The organism is Halomonas sp. HL-93, from assembly GCF_900086985.1.
In the GTDB taxonomy this organism is placed as follows: domain Bacteria; phylum Pseudomonadota; class Gammaproteobacteria; order Pseudomonadales; family Halomonadaceae; genus Vreelandella.
Genome location: NZ_LT593974.1, coordinates 1,529,093 through 1,548,336, shown reverse-complemented (window position 1 = coordinate 1,548,336; position 19,244 = coordinate 1,529,093). Strand labels below are relative to the sequence as shown.

At 54.4% G+C, this 19,244-nt stretch carries 19 protein-coding genes; 11 read left to right on the top strand and 8 right to left on the bottom strand.

Going from position 1 to position 19,244, the window contains the following annotated elements:
* Positions 1-127: 127 nt before the first annotated feature.
* Entirely contained in the window at positions 128-604 is a 477-nt protein-coding gene (locus tag GA0071314_RS07020) for a YbhB/YbcL family Raf kinase inhibitor-like protein (protein ID WP_074395975.1), read from the bottom strand.
* A 105-nt stretch (positions 605-709) separates the two neighbouring features.
* Positions 710-1,087, bottom strand: coding sequence for a thiol-disulfide oxidoreductase DCC family protein (locus GA0071314_RS07015; RefSeq protein WP_074395974.1), 378 nt, complete (start codon positions 1,085-1,087; stop codon positions 710-712).
* A gap of 81 nt (positions 1,088-1,168) precedes the next feature.
* On the opposite strand from GA0071314_RS07015, the gene GA0071314_RS07010 reads away from it, so the two are divergent.
* Both GA0071314_RS07010 and GA0071314_RS07005 read left to right on the top strand, forming a co-directional pair.
* Positions 1,169-1,630 (top strand): flavodoxin family protein, encoded by a 462-nt coding sequence (locus GA0071314_RS07010; protein WP_074395973.1) that lies wholly within the window; start codon positions 1,169-1,171, stop codon positions 1,628-1,630.
* Positions 1,631-1,741: 111 nt separating this feature from the next.
* Positions 1,742-2,830, top strand: coding sequence for a histone deacetylase family protein (locus GA0071314_RS07005; protein ID WP_074395972.1), 1,089 nt, complete (start codon positions 1,742-1,744; stop codon positions 2,828-2,830).
* Positions 2,831-2,910: 80 nt separating this feature from the next.
* Here the strand turns inward: GA0071314_RS07005 and fadA are convergent, their stop codons facing one another.
* Both fadA and fadB read right to left on the bottom strand, forming a co-directional pair.
* Complete coding sequence (fadA, locus tag GA0071314_RS07000) at positions 2,911-4,089, bottom strand: acetyl-CoA C-acyltransferase FadA (protein ID WP_082934213.1); 1,179 nt, start codon at positions 4,087-4,089, stop codon at positions 2,911-2,913.
* 24 nt (positions 4,090-4,113) lie between these two features.
* The gene (gene fadB, locus GA0071314_RS06995) at positions 4,114-6,291 is read right to left on the bottom strand and encodes a fatty acid oxidation complex subunit alpha FadB (RefSeq protein WP_074395970.1); all 2,178 of its coding nucleotides are present in this window, start codon (positions 6,289-6,291) and stop codon (positions 4,114-4,116) included.
* A gap of 211 nt (positions 6,292-6,502) precedes the next feature.
* Here fadB and GA0071314_RS06990 point away from each other — a divergent pair, with 211 nt between their 5' ends.
* Together GA0071314_RS06990 and slyA are read left to right on the top strand one after the other, a co-directional pair.
* Positions 6,503-7,657 carry a DUF5924 family protein gene (locus GA0071314_RS06990; RefSeq protein ID WP_074395969.1) on the top strand — a complete coding sequence of 385 codons (1,155 nt, stop codon included), beginning with the start codon at positions 6,503-6,505 and terminating at the stop codon, positions 7,655-7,657.
* A 73-nt stretch (positions 7,658-7,730) separates the two neighbouring features.
* A complete protein-coding gene (gene slyA, locus GA0071314_RS06985; RefSeq protein WP_074395968.1) occupies positions 7,731-8,183 on the top strand; it encodes a transcriptional regulator SlyA in 453 nt (150 codons plus the stop codon).
* Here slyA and GA0071314_RS06980 read toward each other — a convergent pair.
* Positions 8,163-8,693, bottom strand: a complete 531-nt coding sequence (locus tag GA0071314_RS06980) for a preprotein translocase subunit YajC (protein ID WP_074395967.1) — start codon at positions 8,691-8,693, stop codon at positions 8,163-8,165. The two genes, slyA and GA0071314_RS06980, sit on opposite strands and share 21 nt — an antisense overlap.
* A 146-nt stretch (positions 8,694-8,839) precedes the next feature.
* Between GA0071314_RS06980 and GA0071314_RS06975 the strand changes: the two genes are divergently transcribed.
* Entirely contained in the window at positions 8,840-9,292 is a 453-nt protein-coding gene (locus GA0071314_RS06975; protein WP_074395966.1) for a universal stress protein, read from the top strand.
* Positions 9,293-9,343: 51 nt separating this feature from the next.
* On the opposite strand, the gene GA0071314_RS06970 is transcribed toward GA0071314_RS06975, so the two are convergent.
* Positions 9,344-11,263, bottom strand: a complete 1,920-nt coding sequence (locus tag GA0071314_RS06970) for an ATP-binding cassette domain-containing protein (protein ID WP_074395965.1) — start codon at positions 11,261-11,263, stop codon at positions 9,344-9,346.
* A 170-nt stretch (positions 11,264-11,433) separates the two neighbouring features.
* On the bottom strand, positions 11,434-12,621 hold the full coding sequence (locus tag GA0071314_RS06965) for an acetyl-CoA C-acyltransferase (RefSeq protein ID WP_074395964.1): 1,188 nt from the start codon (positions 12,619-12,621) through the stop codon (positions 11,434-11,436).
* Between the two features lie 103 nt (positions 12,622-12,724).
* On the opposite strand from GA0071314_RS06965, the gene GA0071314_RS06960 reads away from it, so the two are divergent.
* From GA0071314_RS06960 to GA0071314_RS19325, 3 genes are all read left to right on the top strand, one after another.
* The gene (locus GA0071314_RS06960; protein ID WP_074395963.1) at positions 12,725-13,585 is read left to right on the top strand and encodes a TatD family hydrolase; all 861 of its coding nucleotides are present in this window, start codon (positions 12,725-12,727) and stop codon (positions 13,583-13,585) included.
* Between the two features lie 4 nt (positions 13,586-13,589).
* Entirely contained in the window at positions 13,590-14,069 is a 480-nt protein-coding gene (locus GA0071314_RS06955; protein ID WP_074395962.1) for a hypothetical protein, read from the top strand.
* Between the two features lie 148 nt (positions 14,070-14,217).
* Positions 14,218-15,213 (top strand): DUF2795 domain-containing protein, encoded by a 996-nt coding sequence (locus GA0071314_RS19325; RefSeq protein WP_082934212.1) that lies wholly within the window; start codon positions 14,218-14,220, stop codon positions 15,211-15,213.
* Between the two features lie 116 nt (positions 15,214-15,329).
* Here GA0071314_RS19325 and GA0071314_RS06945 read toward each other — a convergent pair whose 3' ends face one another.
* Positions 15,330-15,905: an elongation factor P hydroxylase gene (locus tag GA0071314_RS06945; protein WP_074395961.1), complete on the bottom strand. Its 576-nt coding sequence runs from the start codon at positions 15,903-15,905 to the stop codon at positions 15,330-15,332.
* Between the two features lie 85 nt (positions 15,906-15,990).
* Between GA0071314_RS06945 and GA0071314_RS06940 the strand changes: the two genes are divergently transcribed.
* From GA0071314_RS06940 to GA0071314_RS06930, 3 genes are all read left to right on the top strand, one after another.
* On the top strand, positions 15,991-17,430 hold the full coding sequence (locus GA0071314_RS06940) for an MATE family efflux transporter (RefSeq protein ID WP_074395960.1): 1,440 nt from the start codon (positions 15,991-15,993) through the stop codon (positions 17,428-17,430).
* A complete protein-coding gene (locus GA0071314_RS06935) occupies positions 17,427-18,422 on the top strand; it encodes a DUF3080 family protein (protein WP_074395959.1) in 996 nt (331 codons plus the stop codon). Before GA0071314_RS06940 ends, GA0071314_RS06935 begins: the two co-directional genes overlap by 4 nt.
* 115 nt (positions 18,423-18,537) lie before the next feature.
* Positions 18,538-19,233, top strand: a complete 696-nt coding sequence (locus GA0071314_RS06930; RefSeq protein WP_074395958.1) for a hypothetical protein — start codon at positions 18,538-18,540, stop codon at positions 19,231-19,233.
* Positions 19,234-19,244 lie beyond the last annotated feature (11 nt).

The window sequence follows — 19,244 nt, the reverse complement described above, 5'->3', positions numbered from 1 at the left end:
TCATTATCATTTGAAAAAACTATCAAGTTGCTGAGCACAAAAAACCCGCGAGAGGGTTCGCGGGTTTAAACAAGACAGCAATGGAGCCTACACGGACTGAATGAAATGCTCCAGTCGTGCGGGGGTATTAGTTGCGTTGGTAGGTGCCAACCAGGCGATTCATGCCTAGCAGGTGCGGCTCAACTTCGCGTAGCAGCTCTGCCAGCGTCAGCCCTTCGGGTAGGGCCGTTTGATGATCAAGCGCTAGCACCCAAAAATAGTAGTAATGATTGCCGTGGCCTTCCGGAGGCATGGGGCCACCATAACCTCGCTTACCGAAATCATTGGTGCCCGCAGTGCCTAGCGCGGTATTTTCGCTTAGCTCGTTGAGATCACCCGGCAGATTGTAAAGTACCCAGTGAACAAACCCGTAGGTGCCTTCTTTGACCAGCGGTGCATCAGGGTCGTGGCAAACAACGGCAAAGCCTTTGGTGCCTTCCGGAGCACCCTGCCATGCAAGCGCCGGCGATACGTCTTCATGCTCGGCAGCATGCCTATCGGGGATCGCCTGATGGTTGGCAAAGGCGCTACTGGTGACGAGCATTGAGGATAGGGCAAACGCCATATTTTTCTCCTTAATCATCTAGTGAAGAGGTGTCAAAAGACTTGTAGAAAAGTGCCGCGCTGTCAATGTGGCCTGACAGTCAGGCGAGCGATGCGGTGAACTGAGTTATTGAGGAGGCCAGCGTCCTTCACGCTTCAAGCGCTGCTTCACCCAGTGGTCGTAATAACGACGTAGTGCGTGCTTAACTCCCGGCAATCCGATTAGCCACGCGGCGGGGTACAATAACGGTATACGCTGCATGAGTAATCGATAGGCATCAATACCTTCAATAATACGACCATTGGCATGCTCGATATGTAATGAGCGTAAAGCGGCTTCGGGGGATATCCCCTTTTCCCGCAGTTGCGCTTGGTGCTCGGTCACATCACACCAAGCAATATCGTTTGCACGCTTGCCCGCCCAGCGCTCAAAACGCCGTCGATCTTTGCGACAGCCTGGGCAAATCGCATCGTAATACACGTTGATCATGGCGTTTGTCGGCATATAGGCTCTCTTGGCTAAGCTATTAGCTAGTGTGGCACGTCACTTATACGACGCAAACCTCAACCCCGCAGGCTATCTCTCATGAAACAGCTGCTCATCGTTGCTCATACGCCTTCGCCCAACACACAGACGCTTTGCGACGCGGCTTACCGTGGCGCGACGCATGCCGACCTTGAAAACGTGCGCTGCGTGGTCAAGACACCTTTTGAGGCCGGGCCAGACGATGTAATGGCCTGTGATGGCATTTTACTAGGCACCACAGAAAACCTGGGGTACATGAGCGGTGCACTCAAAGACTTTTTCGACCGCAGCTACTACGGCGTATTGGAGGAAAAACAGGGCCTGCCTTGCGCGCTTTATATTCGTGCCGGGCTCGACGGTACCGGCACGCGGCGAGCGGTTGAAAGCATTGTAACCGGGCTGCGCTGGCGGTGGGCCCAGGAGCCGCTTATTCTACAAGGAGATTGGCAGGATGATTTTGTAACGCAGGTGGAAGAGTTGAGCCTGTATTTAGCGCTTAGCCTGGAAAATGGCATTGTATAACGCCGCTAAGCCTGCCTTACTGTAAAAAAGCATGCGCCTGTCGTGTGAGGTAACACCTCATACCACTCGTGCACTTGCTATCAGCCAACGCATGTATTTCAGGTAGCTATTATGCACAACGTCATCGCATTTTATGATGATCGCGTTCTTGCCCACGAACCTAACATCGACGCCGATTTTTTACCTGATCGGATCGATAAGCGGATACGCCACCTACTCGACGGACTGCCCGTTCCGTGGAAATACCCGGAACATCCAGGGCGGCTAGGCGCTATTCAACAGCTGCTTCAAAAATCACCCATTGAAGGACTCATCATCGAGGGTGGAAAAGCCGCCACTCATGAACAGTTAGCCCGGGTACACACGACCTCCTATCTGAGCGACATTTTTAGCTTAAGGGGTAAAAATGCCTGGCTGGATGTGGATACCACAGCGGTCTCACCCGGCAGCGTCGATGCAGCGGAAGTCGCCGCCGGAACGGCGATTGCCGCCGTCGAAGCCGTCATGGGAAAACGCACCAAGAGCGCATTTGCCCTCATAAGGCCGCCTGGCCATCATGCTGAACCGGTTCGTGCACGAGGCTTCTGTTTATTTAACAATGTCGCCGTCGCAGCAGCCCATGCGCGCAGCGCATTAGGCTGCGAGAAAGTGTTGATCGTTGATTGGGATGCTCACCACGGCAACGGCACCCAGGATATTTTTTGGGCCGAACCCAATGTGATGTTTTTCGATATACACCGCGCCGCACCTTTTTATCCAGGCTCGGGACATCTGGAAGAAGTCGGTGCCGGGCTGGGTGAAGGCACCACCATCAATGTCCCGCTGCCCGCGGGTGCAGGCGACGAGGCATTCCTCAAGGCATTTCGCGACATCCTGGCACCGGCGGCCGAGTGGTTTCAGCCGGACATTATTCTCGTCTCCGCCGGATTTGACCCGCACTGGCACGATTTAGCGCTGAATGTTTCCTATGAAGGCTTTGGAGCGTTAACCGGCTTTTTACAACAACTTGCGGAACAGCACTGCGATGGCCGCTTGGTCTTCGTGCTAGAAGGCGGCTATAACCTGGAATCGCTGGCCAACGGCACGCGAGCTGTCCTTGCGGTATTGGCGGGCAACACGGTGCCGGTGCCCGATACCTGCGGTATTGCCGAAGTCCAAGCGGCGGCGGACTTCCACCGCACGGCTTTTCAAACAGAGTAAGGCCACGTCTCAAATAACGCTGCGGACATGAAAACGGCACCCCGAGAGGTGCCGTTTTTACTTTCTTACTTAAGCGATGCTTACTTCAAACGCTCAAACACCGTCGCAACCCCCTGCCCCATACCAATACACATGGTGGCAAGCCCCAGCGTGGTGTCGCGCTGCTGCATGACGTTAAGCAGCGTGGTACAGATACGCGACCCCGAGCAACCCAGCGGGTGGCCTAGCGCAATGGCGCCGCCGTGTAGGTTGACCTTCTCGTCCATCGCGTCCAGGAAGCCCAGATCTTTAAGCACGGGAATGCCCTGCGCAGCAAACGCCTCATTCAGTTCCACTGTCTGAATATCGGTCGCGGATAGACCAGCGGCTTTTAGGGCTTTTTTGGAAGCAGGCACCGGGCCATACCCCATAATCGACGCATCGCACCCGGCAACGCCGGTAGACAGCACTTTGGCGATGGGTTCAAGCCCTAATGCCTGGGCACGCTCATAGCTCATCACCGCCATCGCCGAGGCGCCTACCGACAGCGCAGAAGACGTGCCTGCAGTCACGGTACCGTTGCGCGGGTCAAACACCGGCTTAAGGTTAGCCATTGACTCCAGGCTGGCATCCGGACGAATCACTTCGTCGTTTTTAACCATGACTTTAAAGCCTTGCTGGTCGTGACCTTCAACGCCGATGATCTCGTTGTCAAAATAGCCTTTTTCCATCGCCGCCTGGGCACGCTGGTGCGAGCGCACGCCGAACTTGTCCTGATCCTCGCGGGAGACACCATGCATCTTGCCCAGCAGCTCTGCGGTCAAGCCCATCATCATGGCAGCCTTCGCGGCGTGCTTGCTGGCCGCGGGGTTAACATCAACACCGTGGGTCATCGGCACGTGTTCCATATGCTCGACGCCGCCGATGATGTAGAAATCACCCATACCGGCTTTGATATTGGCCGCTGCGATGTGCAGCGCGCTCATTGAAGAGCCGCACAAACGGTTAACGGTCTGTGCCGGTACCGAGCGAGGAATGCCGGTCATGATGGCGGCGTTGCGCGCAATGTTCATCGACTGCTCAAGCGTCTGGTTCACACAGCCCCAGATCACATCGTCGACTTCTGAGGCATCCAGGTTGGCATTGCGCTGAAACAATGCCTGCATGGCGGCCGCTGATAGATTTTCTGCCCGCACGTGACGAAACGCGCCGTTCTTGGCTTTTGCCATGGCGGTGCGTACGGCGTCGACCACCACGATATCTCTCGGATTCAAACTCATCATATTTCTCCTGTACGTGGTGACTTAGGCCTGGGCGCCAGCGGCATAGAAAGATTCATTTTTTTCAGCCATTTGACGCAGCTTCTCAGTAGGCGCGTAGAGAGGCCCCAGCTCCTCGGCCAAGCCTTCGGCCAACTTGACGAATTCGGCCACGCCCATGGCGTCGATGTAGCGCAGTGCGCCACCGCGGAACGGCGGGAAACCAATGCCGTAAATCAGCGCCATGTCGGCTTCAGCGGGCGTCTCGACAATCCCGTCTTCCAGGCAGCGAACAGTCTCCAGGCACAGCGGCACCATCATGCGGGCGATGATGTCGTCGTCGGAAAACGCTTTCTGCTCTTTGACCACGTCTTTTACTAGCGCATAAGCCTGATCGTCGCTGACCTTCTTGGGCTTACCCTTTTTATCTTCTTCGTAGGCGTAGAAGCCCTTGTCGTTCTTCTGGCCAAGACGCTCGTTGTCGTACATCACCTGGATCGCGGTTTTGCCATCGCGGGCCATGCGATCAGGAAAACCTTCGGCCATGACCTCATTGGCGTGCACCGCCGTATCCATGCCGACCACATCCAGCAGGTACGCAGGGCCCATCGGCCAGCCAAACTTCTCCATCACCTTGTCAACGTGCTGAAAGTCAGCGCCCTGCTCTACCAGGAAGCTAAAGCCACCAAAATAGGGGAACAGTACGCGGTTGACCAAGAAACCAGGGCAGTCGTTAACCACGATAGGGGTTTTACCCATGGCACGTGCGTAGGCGACCGTGGCAGCCACGGCGGCGTCTGAGGTTTTCTCACCGCGAATCACTTCAACAAGTGGCATGCGATGCACTGGGTTAAAGAAGTGCATGCCGCAGAAGTTTTCCGGACGCTTGAGGTTCTGCGCCAGTCGGTTGATCGAAATTGTCGAGGTATTAGAGGTAAGAATGGTGTTTTCACCCACCATCCCCTCGACCTCCGTAAGCACAGCGTCTTTGACTTTCGGATTCTCGACGACCGCTTCGACAACCAGGTCGACGTTACCGAAATCACCGTAAGACAGCGTGGGGCGGATATTGGTGAGCTTCTCGGCCATCTGCTCGGTGGTCAGCTTGTTACGCTCAACCTGCTTGGCAAATAGCTTGCGCGCTTCTTTGAGGCCCAGTTCGATGGCATCGTCTTTGATATCTTTCATCAGGATGGGCGTGCCTTTCGAGGCACTTTGATAGGCGATACCGCCGCCCATGATACCCGCGCCCAACACCGCGGTCTGCTTCACCGGTTGTGCTTGTTTTTCGTACTTGCTGCCTTTTTTCTTGACCACTTGGTCATTCAAGAACAGGCCGACAAGATTAAACGCTACGCTGCTGAGTGCCAGCTTGGCAAAGGCCTTTGCCTCGATTGCTTGAGCCCGGCTACGGGTCTCACCCGCGCCCTTCTGAATCACTTTGATGGCTTCAACGGGCGCGGGGTAATGCGGCCCTGCCTTGCCCGCCACATAGCCCTTGGCGGTTTCAAATGCCATCATCTGCTCAATGGCGTTGAGTTTCAGCGGGCTTGTCTTTTCCTCACGACGTGTCTGGTAGTCAAGTTCACCGCTGTTGGCGCGATCAAGTATATCCAGCGCAGCGCTTTCAAGCAGTTCATGGGCGACAACGGCATCTACCGCGCCAACCTTTAGCGCAGCGTCGGCACGGTTTTCAGTGCCACCAGCAATCCATTCGATTGCGTTATCCGCACCGATAAGGCGTGGCAGCCGCACGCAACCGCCCCAGCCTGGCAGGATGCCCAGTTTGGTTTCCGGAAGGCCAATTTTGGCTTTCTCGCTCATCACGCGAAAATCGGCGGTCAGCAGCACTTCACAACCGCCGCCCAGCGCCAAGCCGTTAATCGCCGCTACGGTGGGAAAAGGCAGGTCTTCAATGGCATTAAAAATATCGTGTACCTTGAGGTTCATTTCCACTAGGTACTCTTCACCTTTATCAAACAGGCTGTGAAATTCGGTAATGTCGGCACCGACGATAAAGGCCTCTTTGGCACTGCCAATCACTAACCCTTGCAAACCACTTTCGCCCTGAAGTGCTTTTACCGCGTCTGCCAGCTCTGTTATTACGGCGCTGGACAGTTTATTGACGGACTCATCTTTCAAATCGAAAGTGAGCATTGCGATGTCATTGCCACCTTGGGTGTCACGACGCTCCACCGTGATGGCGTTGCCTTGATAGATCATCCGCGCTCTCTCCACAAGTTCGGGCTGGCCCATGCACTGGGACACGCCACGCATTTCATACGGTCGTTTGATTGCGTAAGCTTGGTTGAGTTACCCAAGAACGTCAAGCCCTGACTTTCGGCTAATTATGTAAACTTCTTCGACCAGCGCTCCCCGCTATGCGTTCAGACTGTTAGGATCATGGCTCCTTGATCACCTGGGTTATTTTGTTATGGGCACGCTGCTCACACAGGCGCGCATCGCCAAACTACAATCGTTCGTTGAACGACTCGTCATTCGTTTAAAACCTTGGACTTGGCTATGGCCTCCCTTGGCGTTTGCGGCAGGCTTAGGTAGCTTCTTTCTCGTGGATCGGCAGCAATGGTTAGGCGCAGTGCTAGCGCTGGGACTGGTGTTCGCTTGGCTATTGCTACTCTCAGAAAGTTTAGTGGGCCGCTGGCTCGCTAACCGCGGATATCCAACGCTCCCCAAAGGAGTTGCTGCGTTTATTGCCCAAATGATCCACCAGGAAACGTTGTTTTTCACATTGCCATTTATTTTAATCACCACCGTTTGGAACAGTGGGCAAAGCCTATTTGCCCTATTAGTGGTGGCGATGGCGGTGCTATCGATTATCGACCCCATCTACTTCAAGATTGCCGACCGCTGGCGCAGCCTCTACTTTCTATTCCATGCGCTGTGCGTATTTTTGGTGGTGCTTGTCACGCTGCCTATCATGCTGCATCTAACCACTGGGCAGAGCTTATTGTTGGCCATTGCGACGACAGTGGTCGTAGCATTGCCAAGCTTTTGGCACCTGCTAAAGCAACGTTCGTTTAGTGGTTGGTTCTCGTTACTAGCAATGATGTTGTTATTGGCGGGTTTGGCTTGGTTTGGTCGCGTTTGGGTGCCACCGGCCAGCTTGTGGATGACCGGTAGTGCGCTTTCACCCGCATTGAATATTCAACAGCGAGCGCCCAGCGGATCAAGCGCCTTAACCCCTCAGGCAATCAAAGAGGATGGCCTATATGCCTACACGGCCATTCGCGCGCCACGGGGCCTGAGTGAAACGATTTCTCATGTTTGGCATCACAATGGCGAGCCTTTGGACGTCGTCGACCTGGATATTAACGGAGGCCGGGAAGAGGGCTACCGCGCATGGAGTCACAAGCTGAACTTTCCCGACGATCCAAGCGGTCAATGGCGCGTGGATATTATGACGGATAGTGGCCAGCGGTTAGGCCTGATTCGCTTTACCGTTAGCGAAGACGCCGAGAAGGCAACGATAGCCGACAGTCAAATTCGCCCAGCAGGCTTGAGTCGGTTGAATCTTCAACGTTTTATTGCCGGTCGTGATCGCGACGCTGACCAAAACGACGAGGAATGATCATCGTGTCTTGCATTCAGCGCTCGAGATTATGACAATCCATCTATTCATTTTGACTGGTAACTAGCTGATCATGGCATCATCAATTGGTTTTCGCATTGCTCGCCTGCCTCATCTGTGGCGTTCGATATTGGACCGACGTTTAGCCCCGCTGGGGCTCACGCAAACGCGTTGGGTGACGCTTTATCATCTCTGGCGTCTGGGCGACGGCCAACCTCAGTGCGATCTAGCCCGCGCAATAGGCGTCGAAGCCCCTTCGCTGGTACGCACCCTTAGCCAACTGGAAGAACAAGGGCTGGTGGAGCGTCGCGCTTGTGATAGCGACCGCCGCAGTAAACGTATCTACCTGACGGCCGCCGCTATGCCATTGCTTGAGCAAATCGACAGTGTGGCCAAGGAGGCCCGAAAAGAAATGTTTGAGGGCCTTTCAGAGGCGGATTTAGACCAACTAGGCGAATGGCTAGAACGCATTGAAAAAAATGGCCTCGCCATTCAAGCACGGGATTTACAGGAGGCGGTTTCCTGACAGGGGCTCATGAGGGAGTCGATCCGCCTGCCCTGACAGTTGATCGCGCAGTTGATTAAAATCATCCAAATAGGTATCAAAGCGCGTCGCATTCTGCGATTCCCACCACCAAAGCGTCAGTGAATTAGGCGTCGACTCAAGCACCAACGCATCCAGCGGCAAACGTTCTAACAGCGCCTTAAGTGGCGCTTCAGCGTTGGTCGGAATAGGCCTTAGCGGCGCGATGCGCCAACGCCAGCCAGCATAATAGGGCTCGAGTTCCTGGCTGGCATGCTGGTCGCGGACAAGCACAAAATCAGGCCCAGGCTGCTGCTGGGGATAGAGCCAACGATAAGCGGGCATGGTGCCTCTAAACGCGTGAAGCGGCGGTTTTTCCTCTTTTATCGTTACCCCTTTACGACTGGCATGCAGGCGCATTGCCATGGTTCTTTTTTGCCGTGAGCTTGGCTTAAGCCACATAACCGGCGCCAACACAAACAGCATAATAAAGACAATAATTAACCATTCCATTTCTACATTTCCTTCAAACTAAGCCACACTTGAATCCAGAGCGCATAAAAACCATGACCTAGGTCGTTGTTAAGATAAGGCACGCCACTTAAAGTAGAGGGCATTAGACAGAGAATACTGCTTGTTACTCACTGAGGAGATACGCCATGAGCTATCACCATATTTTGGTTGCCGTCGACTTGACCAAGGATTCTCATAAAATTTTGGAGCGCGCCGTTGCAATTGCTGAACGCAATGACCGTGCCAAAATTTCCATTATGCATACGCTTGAACCGCTCGGTTTCGCCTACGGCGGCGATATACCGATGGATTTGACCAGCATTCAGGACCAGCTGGATGATCACGCCAAGAAACGTCTAGCCGACATCGCGGCTCCCCACGTTGCTGAGGCAGATCAACACGTGGTGGTGGGCATGCCGGATACAGAAATCCACCGCTTTGCCGAGGAGCATGGAGTCGACTTGATTGTCGTAGGCTCTCACGGGCGTCATGGGTTTGCCTTGCTGTTAGGCTCTACCTCGACCGGTGTACTGCACGGCGCGCAGTGCGACGTGCTGGCGGTTCGCGTAGGCAAGAAAGGCGAAAAAAGCGACGAATAATTCCCGATGACATTGAAGGTGCCAGTAACGCCGGCACCTTCAATATGACGCCTACTCACCGCTGGCCATGGCTTCAAGCGCCATCCAACGCTCCATGGCCACTTCCAAAGCCTCCTGTGCCTGCTCTAACGCTTGCAGCTTGGCCGTCACAGCACTGGCTTCCTGCTGATAGAACGCCGGATCGGCAGCTTCCTGCTCCAGTGCCTCGACGTCGCTTTCCAGCTGCTCTATCTCAGCGGGTAGCGCATCCAGCTCACGCTGCAGCTTATAGGATAATTTTACCGGCTTATTTGCCGAGGCCACCGAAGTGGAGCTTTGCTTTTCTTTAGGTGCCTCTGAAGTTGGCTCAGTATTTTGCCTAGCAGCTCCTTCCCAGGGCGCTGGTGGCAGCTTTCCTCCCTGACGAATCCAGTCGGTATAGCCGCCCACGTATTCGCGCACCACGCCCTCACCTTCAAACGCCAGCATACTGGTGACCACGTTATCCATGAACGTCCGGTCGTGAGATACCAGCAGCAGCGTGCCCTCAAAGTTGAGCAGTAGCTCTTCAAGCAGCTCCAGAGTTTCCATGTCCAAATCATTGGTTGGCTCGTCAAGCACCAGCACATTGGCCGGCTGGGTAAAGAGTTTAGCCAACAACAGTCGATTGGACTCCCCGCCCGAAAGCGCTTTCACGGGCTGGCGTACGCGGTCAGGTGTAAACAGAAAATCTTGTAGATAACTCATCACGTGACGATCTTTGCCGCCCACGCTGACGCGGTCACTCCCCTGCGCCACGTTATCGTATACGGTTTTTTCTAACTCAAGCCCCGCGCGTAGCTGGTCAAAGTAAGCCACCTTCAAGTTGGTGCCCAGTTGGACAGTGCCTTCCGTGGGCTCAATCTCACCAAGCAATATCTTGAGTAGCGTTGTTTTGCCTGCGCCGTTACGCCCCAGGAAGCCGATCCGGTCGCCACGCATCACCTCAAGGTTCAAGTCACGGATAATGGTGTCATTGCCGAATCGCTGGGTCACACCTTTAAGCTTGACGACGCGCTTGCCAGTACGTTCGCCGCTGTCCACCGCCAGATTAGCGGTGCCCTGACGTTCGCGGCGCTGACTGCGCTCATTACGCATGGCCTCAAGCGCCCTGACCCGGCCTTCGTTACGCGTCCGGCGCGCTTTGATGCCTTGCCGAATCCAGACTTCTTCCTGCGCCAGCTTTTTATCGAACTCGGCGTTTTCCCGGGCTTCCACCTCCAGCTCATGTTGTTTACGCGCCTGGTAGTCAATGTAATTGCCGGGATAGCGACCCAGCTTGCCCCGGTCCAATTCCAAGATATTAGTGGCCAGCTTAGAGAGGAATGCCCGGTCGTGGGTAATCAATAACACCGCACCGTTAAACGCCAGCAGCTGTTCCTCAAGCCAGGCGATCGTATCCAGGTCCAGGTGGTTGGTCGGCTCATCAAGAAGCAACAGGTCGGGCTCAGCGACCAGCGCACGGGCCAACGCCACGCGACGCCGCCAACCACCGGAGAGCGCGCTCATTTCGGCTTCAGGAGGCAGCCCTAGCCGGGTCAGTACAACGTCGATCCGATGATGGAATGACCAGCCATCAATCGCTTCCAGGCGAGTTTGTAAGGTCGCCATGCGGTTCATGTTCGGATCGGGATCGTTAATCAAATGATGATATTCGGAAAGTAGCTCCCCGGCCTCGGGCAGCCCTTGCGCTACCATGTCAAAAATTGTCATCCCTGAGGAGTCGGGCAGCTCCTGGGCTAACACGCCAATCTTTAAACCCGGCGCGCGCCAGATTGAACCGTCGTCTGCCTGGATCTCACCGGCGACCAATTTCAGCAAAGTGGACTTACCGGTGCCATTGCGCCCGACTAACGCCAGCCGCTCGCCTCTCTCAACCGTGAGATCGGCGCGGTCGAGCAATACCTGGGTGCCGTAGGCAAGTTGCAGCTGTTCGAGTCGTAACAGGGTCACGCAGTGTCCTCCTTCTTGATGAGGCGCACAGTGTAACGCATGCGCGTACTCGGCGGGCAACGTTCATTATTCTCTCTTGAAGGGAGTCGCCAATGATGGCCCGCACCGTCTTGCTGCATGAGTGCCAGGGACAGATTGACTTTGAGCATGATTTATTGAAATCAAACTGACTAGCAGCGCTCGATAAGCAGGGCGATTCCCTGCCCACCACCGATGCACAGCGTGATCAATCCGTAGCCACCGTTGACGCGTTCCAATACATGCAGCGCTTTAAGAATCAGTATCGCCCCGGTGGCCCCAACTGGATGCCCCAAGGCCACCGCGCCGCCGTTAGGATTGAGTTTTTCTAGCGGAAAGCCAAGAGAATCCGCGACAACCATGGCTTGGGCCGCAAAGGCTTCATTTGATTCAATCACATCGATGTCGTTGATGCTAAGCCCCGCCTGTTGCAAGCAGCGTTTAACGGCAGGAATCGGCCCCAACCCCATCAGCGAGGGCCCAACCCCTGCCGTGGTGGCGACGCGAAGCCGCGCCCGGGGGGATAAACCACGCTGCTTGGCCTCATCAGCATGCGCCAGCACTAACGTCGCCGCCCCGTCGTTAATGCCCGACGCATTACCTGCCGTCACTACACCGTCTTTTTGAAACGCGGGCTTAAGCCGAGCCAAGTCGCCAAGCTGGACGCCATCGCGTACGTGTTCATCCCGCGAGACGATATTGGTTTGCTTACCCTGACGAACCTCGACAGGCACAATCTGTGCCTCAAAACGACCCTCGGCAATTGCCCGGGCCGCCTTTTGGTGGCTTTCCAAGGCGAATTGATCGAGCTGCTCACGGGTTAAGCCATACTGCTTTGCGATGTTCTCCGCGGTGCAGCCCATATGGCCGCTGCCAAACGGATCGCTGAGGATCCCCAGCGTAAGGTCATCAACGCTCATGTCGCCCATGCGCATGCCATTACGCGCTTGAGGCGGCAGCAGGTAAGCTCCCCGGGACATGGATTCCGCCCCACCCGCTAAGGCTAAGCGGCTATCACCCAACACGATCTGTTGGGCCGCCGACAGCACGGCCTGCACGCCTGAACCACACAACCGATTGACGTTAAACGCCCCTGCTTCGTTAGGAACACCGGATTCCAGGGCGATGTGCCGCGCCAAATACGCATCCTGCGGGCCCGTCGTAATAATGTGGCCATAGACCGAGTGATCAATATTCCCCCCGTTAACACCCGCGCGCCGCAAGGCTTCTCTGGCGGTAATCGCACCTAGCTCAAACGGTGCCAGTGTGGAGAGCGACCCACCAAAACCACCGATTGGGGTACGCGCCCCACCTACAATCACCACGTTATCCAATCGCATGCTTATCTCCTGTTGTCGATCACCATTTCTCATCCCACACAATTAGTCGATACCTACGCAGACCGTTACAATACCGCTTTACGATTTTGGAAGGGAGTGACCTTTGGCTAGCGCTTACGTGGACGAGTTTTTACCCGAGGCCTTACAGTTTCGCCCAAACGTGCCGTTGGTCGACATCGGCGCGAACTTGACGCACGACAGCTTTGGCCGCGACCTTGAAGCGGTTATTCAGCGTGCTCAGGCAGCGCAGGTGTCAACGATGATCGTCACCGGCACCGACATTGCGCACGCTGAGCAAGCAATTTTGCTCGCACAGCGCTACCCAGGCCTCTACGCCACCGCCGGGATACACCCTCATGATGCGCGTCAGTGGAACGACAATGTGGCAGGCAAGCTGGCCACGCTGCATGCAAAGCCAGAGGTCGTCGCCGTAGGCGAGTGTGGTTTGGATTTTAATCGTAACTTCTCGACACCCCAGGAACAGGAAAAGGCCTTTGAAGCCCAGCTCCTCCTGGCGTCGGAAAGCGGTTTACCACTATTTATTCATGAGCGCGACGCCGGGCAACGAATGCGCGAAATACTGAATGCATGGCGGGACGATATCAGCCAGGCGGTCGTGCATTGTTTTACCGCTGATCGGGATACGCTATTTGGTTATCTCGATCTAGACTTGCATATAGGCTTGACGGGTTGGATCTGTGACGAACGGCGTGGGCATCATTTACGCCCGCTGGTCAGTGAAATTCCGCTTGACCGCCTGTTGGTAGAAACCGACTGCCCTTATCTGCTACCGCGTAACCTACCGGCAAAGTTAAAAGGACGGCGCCACGAACCCGCCCTGCTACCTTGGATAGTGAGAGAGATTGCCGAGTGCCGTGGCATCAGCGAAGCTGATATGGGGGCTGCAACCACACAGACCGCCCAACGATTTTTCCGTCTTCCCACGGAAACTGTAAAGGAGTAGTAGCGTGGCCGATTATCCAGGGTTTATTGCCATTGAGACAGGCGAAGATGATGGCCTACCCCTAGCCATTGCCTGGTCGCTAACCGATGGGCGTGTTAAACAAACATTGATTCAGCCCGACGATAGCTGGATCAAAGAAGATACCAATGCGATGGGTGCCTACAGTATCGAAGAACTGGAGAGCTTGGGGGTTAGCCCGCTCGAGGTGATCCGAGAGCTTGAGAACGACCACTTCTCCGCTACGCTGTATACCAGTGATAACGGCGATGATGAAGCGGCATTGGCGCGCCTCTTTGACACCTATGGGCTGGACCCTTTTGTCGAGCTAGCCCCGGCATCGGTTCTCTATCCCTCTATCACGCCTAGTGAATGGCATCGCCAACGTCGAGAAACGTTTGGTGAATTAGGGTTAGAGCCAATGCGCCCCGAGCATGAATTGGAAGTCATGCTGTCTTTGCATCAACGTCTGTCAGAAGACGCGTAGGTTTTATCATTGGTCAGCTTTAGCAACAAATCGTCTACATTTGCTTATCAAAAAAAACCTCTGCTAATTAACAAGGTAGCTTGTGTTTGAGCACAGTTTTGAGGGCACGGTTTTAACGACATAGCCATGCTGACACAGGAGGTGACAAATGACGGATTATGTTGAGAAAGGCGATATCTATTTCTTTTATCGGCCCAAGGTAAATACGCAAAGGATCCAGAACCTTGATGATGTTCAGCGCCTTCACGTTGTGCTGGCGCCGGACGACAAAGCTACCGCTCGCCTGTTTCTGGTAGGTAAAAAGCGCATGCCCGAGATCATTAAGGGCAAGCCCAAATCCACCTCACGCGAGTGGATAATGAACGATATGACGGGTAAGCCGAAAGAGATCGGCGAGGCACTCGCTCCCCTCGAGTACGAAACCAAGACTGAAGGCGAACAGGAGCAGGGCGAAGCTATTCCCGCCGGAGAGGGTCGCTATGCACTCTTCATGCGGGACAGCAACTCTCGCCTAGCGTATCGGCTTTCTAATCCGAAAAGCCCAGGAAAAGCACAGTCAACGCTAGGGATTCTTGCCGAGGCAAGCTATATCATATCGGTACGCAACCCCTCCCTTGATGTACCCGGTTTTCCCGATGCCAAGCCGGATTACCCTAAGCGACTGGAGGAGAAGTTTGCCGACAAACGCTGGATAGAGATCGATGATAGCAAGCTGCTCGACTACGAGAACGCCCAGCTTCTACTTATCGGTGCGCATGACGACCTAAGCGAAGAGCAATGCTCCATTTCTGGCAAGCCGGCCCTATTTAAAACGCTAGGCTTGAAAGAACGCGAGTGGCCTACCGAAGCCTTAAAGGATGGAAAGCTCACAGAGCCTGAGATGCAGCCAGAGGCCAAGGAGCCGGCAAGCGATCGCAGCAAGGGCGGTGTGCGCGGCGGTAAGGCGGCCTCGGGCACAGCATCAGCGGCTGGCATCGCCAAGGCACTCAAGGGGGTCGATTTTCCCTGCCGCAAAGCCGACTTGATAAAGCAAACCAAGGCCAACCATGCAGCGGATGAAATTATCGACGTAGTAAACGACTTACCCAGCCGAAAGTACGAGACGATGGCGGATATTCAAAAAGCGCTCGGGGAGATACGCTGATGACACAGTTCAATTTGCGATATATGCGGGTGCTGAGTTCGAAGCGCTAGTCCCGGCCATGCAGTCTAAAGACAGCATGTCGCTCGCTTTTCAGGTCTTACTATAAACACAACCTCTCAACATAGTTGTTTGCGTTTCAACTTTTCAAGCCCTTGAGCGAGTGCAACCTCACGCGCTAGCCCCTGTTGATAGTACGCGCGTAAGACATGACGAAAGGCGTTGGCCCGCAGAGGCAAGCCTTCACGTTCGTAGCGTTTTGCCCGGGCCATCACTCGCTTTTGAAAGGCATCACGATCAACTGCCGCATCGCCGCCGAGGTTATCAACGCTGACATGAAATTCACGCCCACACGCCTCAGCAAACAGTGACTCTAATGCTTGCGGGGCTATCTCTGACTGTTCAAACGCTCGCTGCTGTTCGGCATTCCGACCATCAGGCAAGTACCAGTAACCATAGTCTTCTTGTCGCCGCCGTTCCGCGCCTGCGATACACCAATGGCTAATTTCGTGTAAAGCACTGGCGAAAAAGCCATGAGCAAAAATAATTTGATGATAAGGCGTTTGATCATCGGCAGGGCGATACAACGGCTCATCACCACCTCTCACTAAGCGGGTTTGATAACGTTCGAAAAAAACGCCGTCGAATAATGCCGTCACCTCTTCGAGCGTCCATTGCGGTTGCCTGTTACTCACATTAGCCTCATCAACATCATAATTTGGTTCAGTATACCTGCTAATCTAGTGTGCTTTGAGGGCCGCATTGCTCAGGAGTTACTGCGTGGGTCGTGTGTTTGATAAATTCAATTCTATTTACTGGTTAGAAACGCGCCAACTTGTCCGTCTCGCCCTGCCTATCTGTGGTGCACAGCTCGCCCAGGCGGGCATGAGCGTGGTGGATGTGATGATGACAGGTCGCCACAACGCCACCTCGTTGGCGGCTGTATCGGTCGGCTCTAGCCTGTGGATGCCGTTAATGCTGTTTATGACCGGCACGCTGATGGGGCTAACCCCAATCGTTGCGCACCTGCTGGGTGGGCAACGCCACAACGCTATTCGCCCGGCCGTGCATCAGGCGCTTTGGGTGGCAATCGCACTGGGTCTGATGGCAGCACTGCTGCTTTGGGTAACGGTACTGCCTATTTTTGACTTAATGGAGGCGCCCCGTCAGGTAGCCAACTCGTCCGCTGCCTACCTTTCAGCAGTGGCGTTTGGCATGCCTGGCATTGCACTTTTTCAGGCGCTTAGGGCTTTTTCGGATGGCATGAACCATACACGACCTGCCCTATGGATCAGTCTAATCGGCTTAACAGTCAACATACCTGCCAACTATCTGCTGATTTACGGCGGCGACGGTTTGGTCAGTCTACTGGGACCCTGGCTACCTAGTGCAGTGCAACAGCTGCCTGCTTGGGGCGCGCTGGGGTGTGGCATCGCCACCGCGCTTTCCATGTGGGTCATGGCGATCGCGATGGCTTTTTACACACACCGTACCCACCAATATCAAGGCATTGCGTTATGGCAACGTTTGACGCTCCCCAAGTGGCATGGCATACAGGAGCTACTGATTGTTGGTGTACCCATCGGCGTGGCAATTTTCGTTGAAGTCACTTTATTCACACTTATCGCGTTATTTATCGCCAGCTTTGGCGAAGTCACCGTCGGCGCGCACCAAGTGGCGCTTAGTTATACCTCCATCCTGTTTATGCTGCCCATGTCACTTAGCATGGCGCTTACTGTGCGTGTAGGTAATACGCTCGGGCAACAACGCATGAGCCAGGCCCGCTGCGTAGCCTGGAACGGTATTGTGATTAGTGTCGTTGTCGCCGCATTTAATAGCCTACTCCTTTGGACAACAGCAGCCCCAGTCATCACGCTCTACACATCTAATCAAGCCATACAAACCCTAGCACTCTCGATTGTGGCGCTAGCGGCGATTTTTCAACTTTCCGATTCGCTTCAAGTGAATTTGGCGGGCGCTCTTAGAGGCTATAAAGATACCCGTGTCGTAATGGTGATTACAGTACTCTCTTATTGGCTGGTGGGCCTTGGAGGAGGCCACTGGCTAGGTTCACGAGGCGCTGGAAGTGCCTTCGGCCCACTAGGCGTTCATGGTTATTGGATTGGCTTAATTGCCGGTTTAAGCACCGCCGCTTTACTACTGGCTTGGCGCCTGCACGCTATCAGTCGACGGTACATCAGTACTCAGGATGTAAGATGAAGCGATATTTTCGGGTATTGGCTCAGTGGCTATTGCCATTAACACTGCTGGGCTGCGGTGATAAGCACCAAGCAGAAGAGCCTTGGTCGGCTTACTACCAACAATTGGAAAACGCGTTAGACGATGGAAGTATTGAGAGACAATCACCGCCTAACATTGGCGAATTCCCTGCTCGCAAAGCACGCTTGTTCGATATCGACGAAACACGAGACTCGCTACTAAACATCTACGCATTGCGAGAATGTGATATCACATCCTTGGTGGCTGCTCGCAATAATCAACTAGGCAAAGTGGCCCCGCCCAGTCAGCAATGGCTATATGAAAGGACACTTTGGCAGCGCTTGACGCTCTGCTGGACAAGCAATGTTCCCAAGGAATTAAGTGAAGAAAGCCGCGAACGACTGCGACGCTTAACGGGTACTAAAACGTCTCAACTGCCCTATGTCAGTTGGAATGCACTATTTGACTCAGATGAATGGATCGCCAGTTTTGCTCGGGCCAGCCACCCTTTGAAGATCGGTGCTATGCCGGATATTGAGTCTCAGCTAGACGCAGTGCATTACTTACAGCAAATGGTTGAGCATCAATTCAGCCTTGCGTGGCACCAAGATTCATCGAGGCTGGAGCAACACCTAAACACGCTTCGGGCACGCCCTTTAACCGCCGAAATACTGCGCACGCTTATGCTAGCGACTCAGCGGCTTAACGACGCTAGCGAATATCTAAATCAATACGCCGCGCCGAACGAGACGTGCTTACCGATGTGGGATCAGCAACGCTTAACCACGTTTTCTCACTCCGCCAAACGCTGGTTAACCGCCGTTAATAACTTAATCAATCGCCACCCCATCGTTGCGCCAGAGGCTCTGCAAGCGTATCAGTCAACGTGGCTATCATTGGCGGCGCGCAATTCACCCTGGCAGCAGTTTCAAGCGGCGATAGATACCCACGACCGTGCCAGATCCCGGTTTGCCCATTGCGCGACTGATTAAAACGCTAATTTTCCCTTAACCTTCAGGCCAACCTGTGCTATTGGTGAGATATGCGGCAAACAGAAACTCACTGATTTGCCAATGTCGTGGCCACGCAGCATGAAGGAGGGACACTATGGGCGCACCCCTGTCACCCCGCTCTGCCCAGGTCATCGACCTGGATTCTGTACGTCAGCGTCATCAGGCGCGTAAAACGCTTGTGCGTTTAGCGCCAGAGCTGGATGGATTGGAAATGGTATATCAGTTGGCGTCGGATCCGGACAGCTACTACGGGATGCCCCTGCTTGCATGGGGACTTAGAGAAGACGGCCACGTCGTTGGGTTAGTGCCCTGGATGGAACAGCTAACCGATTGTCACGAGCTTCACCGCTATGAAGACGGTCGATTTATTGGCTATAGAGATCCTGAAACGGAAGAAATTTTCGACGTCCCACCCGACCATAAAGCCGATGAGCTTGCCTCCGCCGCTGAATATTTTGAATACGAATCCTCTGGTGGCATCACACTTATCCAGCAATTACCCGATACGTTAGGCACTCATGCGTTATGCATGAACCGGCCCGATAGCCCATGGCAGATGAAGCCTGTTTACGGCTGGCGGTTGTATAGCGATGGCAGCATTGATGCCCTGCTTGCTGATGAAGATAAAGCCAAAATGACACCTATCTTGTTGGGAGATGACTGCCTGTACAGCGCAAAGTCGATACATCAAAGCGTCTACTTTTTTCAGCGCCATATTGCCAATCGCATTTTAGAGGAAGACCCAGCCACTCTTGACGCACTAGCCATTGTAGTTTTGCCGCAGGAATAAGGAATCGCACG